The organism is Bacillus sp. AFS077874, from assembly GCF_002566505.1.
Classification (GTDB): Bacteria; Bacillota; Bacilli; order Bacillales; family Bacillaceae_G; genus Gottfriedia.
In genome coordinates this window covers 1-3,921 of the sequence record NZ_NUYF01000050.1, presented here as the reverse complement: position 1 = coordinate 3,921, position 3,921 = coordinate 1, and the positions used below count along the sequence as shown (strand labels likewise).

Below are 3,921 nucleotides of genomic sequence, written 5' to 3'. Positions count from 1 at the left end.
TAGTTTTCAAAGTTCACTTTGCCGCTTATCTCTTAGCGACTTATATAATAATAACATATTTAAGTTTGTTTGGTCAACAACTTTTTTATATTATTTTCTTACCTCATTTATTGGTTTAATGTGACAACGTTTAATAATATACCATTAATCTTTTTTGATTGCAATAACTTTATAATAAAAAGATCATGTTTCTCATTATAGCAAAAGAATAGTTAACTTTACTAAACGCTATTTACTATAATGAAAAACAATTACTCCGCCTTTATAGGTAATTCTACTACAAATAGTGAGCCTTTACCGATCTCACTTTTTACATATACTATTCCATTGTGCATATCAACAATTTTCTTTACGATTGATAAACCCAATCCATTTCCGCCGGTTGTTCTGTCTCTTGATTTATCTGCTTTATAAAATCTTTCAAATATATGCACTTGATCTTCTTCAGAAATACCAATTCCAGTATCTTGAATTTGTATAACTACCTTGTCATGATCTTGTATAGCAGATATAAATATATCACCATCGTTAGAAGTAAACTTTATACTGTTTGTAATTAAATTCATCCAAACCTGATTCAAAAGAGCCTCGTCTCCAATAAAGTCAATTTTACCAAGGTCAACATGCATATTGATATTTTTTTCCAATATCTGAGGTTCGCAGCTTAACAATGAGTACATAAGTTGGCTATTTAATGAAAAACTGTTCTTTTCTATTGGCTGGTTTTGTGATTCTAGAGAAGTTAGCTTTAGTAGATTATCACTAAGCTTCGATAATCTTGTACTTTCATACTCAATTATATTTAAATATTGCTTTCGCTCTTCTAATGGTAAACTTTCATTTTGCAATACTTTAGCAAAACCTTTAATAGATGTTAAAGGCGATTGAATTTCATGTGAAACGTTAGAAATAAACTCTTGTCGCATGTTTTCCATTTGATCTAAATTTTTGGCCATATTGTTAAAGCTATCTATTATCTGTCCTATTTCACCACCAAATGCATTCCTGAATTTTTCAAGATCCACCGATACGTTAAACTCACCTCTTGAAATACTTCTAATTGCCTGCATAATTTCTTTTACCATTTTCATTTGCTTTGGATGATGAAACATTCTACCAAACACAGCTCCTCCGAGCATTAATAATAGAAAGGTTAAAAAAGTATTTATGATTTGTTTCGTTAAATCTGATAAATTAGTGAGATGATGTTCATATAAGTAAATAGTAGAATAGTGAACAATTACGCTTCCGATCGTTATTGCAGTCGTTAATAATAATATAGCCCGAAGAGCATCTCTAATTTTTTTTAATACTTTCATTTCAATAACTCCATTCGGTACCCTAATCCCCATACAGTCGAAATTTTAAAACCAAATTCTTTCTCGGGAAATCTTTCCCTCAATCGCTTTATATGAACATCTACAGTTCTTTCATCCCCTGCATAATCGAATCCCCAAATGTTTTCAATTAATTGTTCTCTGGAATAAGTCCTACCTAAAGAGCTTGCTAAAGTAAATAAAAGTTCTAACTCTTTCAATGGCATATTGATTACTTCATTTTCATTTAGAACTTTGTAATTACCGTGGTCTATTACTAAACTTCCTATTTGAACAATTTTAGATGAAGATATTTTTGATCTTCTTAATAAAGCTTTTACCCGAACAACCAATTCGACTGGTTCAAACGGTTTTACAATATAGTCGTCGGTCCCTAATTTAAACCCCCTAACTTTCTGTTCGGTTTCACCTTTTGCAGTTAACATAATTATAGGAAGATCATATTCGTTACGTATTTCTCTACAAAGTTCGAATCCATCCATTTTAGGCATCATTAAGTCAATAATTAACATATCTATTTTGTTATCTTCAAAAACACTAATTGCTTCAATACCATTTGTAGCCTCAAAAACAGTAAAGCCCTCATCTCGAAGTAAAACATTTAATAGTTTTCGAATATGTGGATCATCGTCTACGATTAAGATACTAGCCATAAAAACACCTTCCCTAAAATTTAATCACACTGCATTATTTACTCTTAATTGTTGTTCTGCAAATTCTCTATACATTAAATGGTTACTATATAATTCTTCATGTGTCCCAATACCAGTTATTTTTCCTTTATCTAAAAATACAATTTGATCCGCATCTATAACTGTGGAAAGACGATGAGCAATAATTAACGTAGTTCTCCCTTTCATTAAATTGGAAAGTGCATTTTGTACAACTAATTCCGACCTACTATCAAGATTCGAAGTTGCCTCATCCAACATTAATAATTTAGGGTTTCTTAGTAAAGCTCTGGCAATACCTATTCGTTGTCTTTGCCCCCCAGAGAGTTTTATACCTCTTTCTCCAACCTCTGTATTAAAACCTTCAGGTAAGTCATTAACAAATTGATCTACATATGCCATACTCGATACATAAGCCAATTCTTCATTAGATATCTCCCTTTTAATCCCATAACAAATGTTATCTCTAATTGTCCCTACAATTAGCGGACTTTCTTGTGCAACATAACCTATTTGTTTTCTCCAACTCTCTAAATTGAAACTAATAATTGGATTATCTCCAATTGTTATTTCCCCATTTTTAGGAGGATAGAACCGTTCAACGAGTGAAAATAAAGTTGTCTTTCCGCTTCCACTTGGCCCTACAATAGCTGTTACCTTACCCGGAGGAATCACAAAATTAAGATTTTTTAACAGCTCTTCTTCCTTATACGCAAAATGTAACTTATTAATCTTAATTGGTAAGTTCATATCAACTTCATCTTTTCCAGTTTGATAATCTTCTTCTTCTAGTTCTAATATACTGATCATTCTTTCAGTAGCACCTTTTGTTTTTTGAAGCTCAGTAAAGAAATGTGTAATTTGCGTTATTGGGAAGATAATTTGGAATAAATATAGTATATAGGCTACTAAAGCTCCTGCAGTTATTGCACCTGATGAGACCCTGACTCCGCCATATCCAATAATAACTACTAAAATAAGCATCAATACAAATGAAACAATTGGACCAATGAAAGAGTGTAACTTTCCTTCCTTAATACCGAAAGATAATAAATTATTAATTCCCTTGTTTCCGTTAGTAATTTCAGTAGTTTCTGCATTCGAAACTTTTACTAATCTAATTTCTGAAAAAACTTGGCTTATTAATGATGTAAATTTTGCTGTCTCATCTTGGGTTGCTTTTGATAATTTTGACATTTGTTTTCCAATAGGGATAAATATAAGAGTAATGACAGGTATAATACTAAATGTTACTAATGTCATTCTCCAATCTAATACTAGTAGTAATATAAAAGATCCAATAATTGATATGATTCCTGTTAAAAAGTTTGTAATATGTTCTGTTATTAGCCCTTTTAAAATTGCTGTATCATTCGTAACTCGACTAACATTATCACCAGTCTGAGTCTCATCGAAATAAGATATTGGAAGTACAATCATTTTCTTCCACAATCGGTGTCTTACATTGGCAACAACTGTATTTCCTACGCGGCTAAGCAGATAGATCGAAGCTGATGATGAAATAGCCTGTATGATTAGTACAGTAACAAAAACCGCTATTTGTCCGGCACTTAAGGATGCTAATGAAAAACCATCTACAAATTTCTTTGTAAGCAAAGGTAATAGTAACCCGACTAAAGTAGTGGCTACACTTAATAGTACGCCTATTGCAAACAACCATTTGGGAGGATTTGCATTTTTTATTAAAGAGATAAAATTTCTCCAGTCACTTTTTTTATTTGAATTTGTTTCTTCTTTCATATCTTTACTCCTTACACTTACTATTTTTTATCTACATTACCTTTAAAATTTACAACAAAAATATGAATAAAGAATGAACTAAATTATTTTTTTCTTGATATAAATCGACATCTTAAATATTTTTATATAACGCAAAAAAACATCAGCCGAAT

3 protein-coding genes are annotated in these 3,921 nt (G+C 31.1%); all 3 read right to left on the bottom strand.

Translation table 11 applies throughout. The features are described 5' to 3' along the window. Positions 1-251 precede the first annotated feature (251 nt). Genes COJ46_RS21100 through COJ46_RS21090 form a run of 3 tightly spaced genes read right to left on the bottom strand, consistent with a single transcriptional unit; the run spans position 252 to position 3,769 of the window. Complete coding sequence (locus COJ46_RS21100; RefSeq protein ID WP_097979000.1) at positions 252-1,319, bottom strand: HAMP domain-containing sensor histidine kinase; 1,068 nt, start codon at positions 1,317-1,319, stop codon at positions 252-254. Continuing rightward, on the bottom strand, positions 1,316-1,990 hold the full coding sequence (locus COJ46_RS21095) for a response regulator transcription factor (protein WP_097979001.1): 675 nt from the start codon (positions 1,988-1,990) through the stop codon (positions 1,316-1,318). Before COJ46_RS21095 ends, COJ46_RS21100 begins: the two co-directional genes overlap by 4 nt. A gap of 24 nt (positions 1,991-2,014) precedes the next feature. Further along, complete coding sequence (locus COJ46_RS21090; RefSeq protein WP_097979002.1) at positions 2,015-3,769, bottom strand: ABC transporter ATP-binding protein; 1,755 nt, start codon at positions 3,767-3,769, stop codon at positions 2,015-2,017. Between the last annotated feature and the right edge of the window lie 152 nt (positions 3,770-3,921).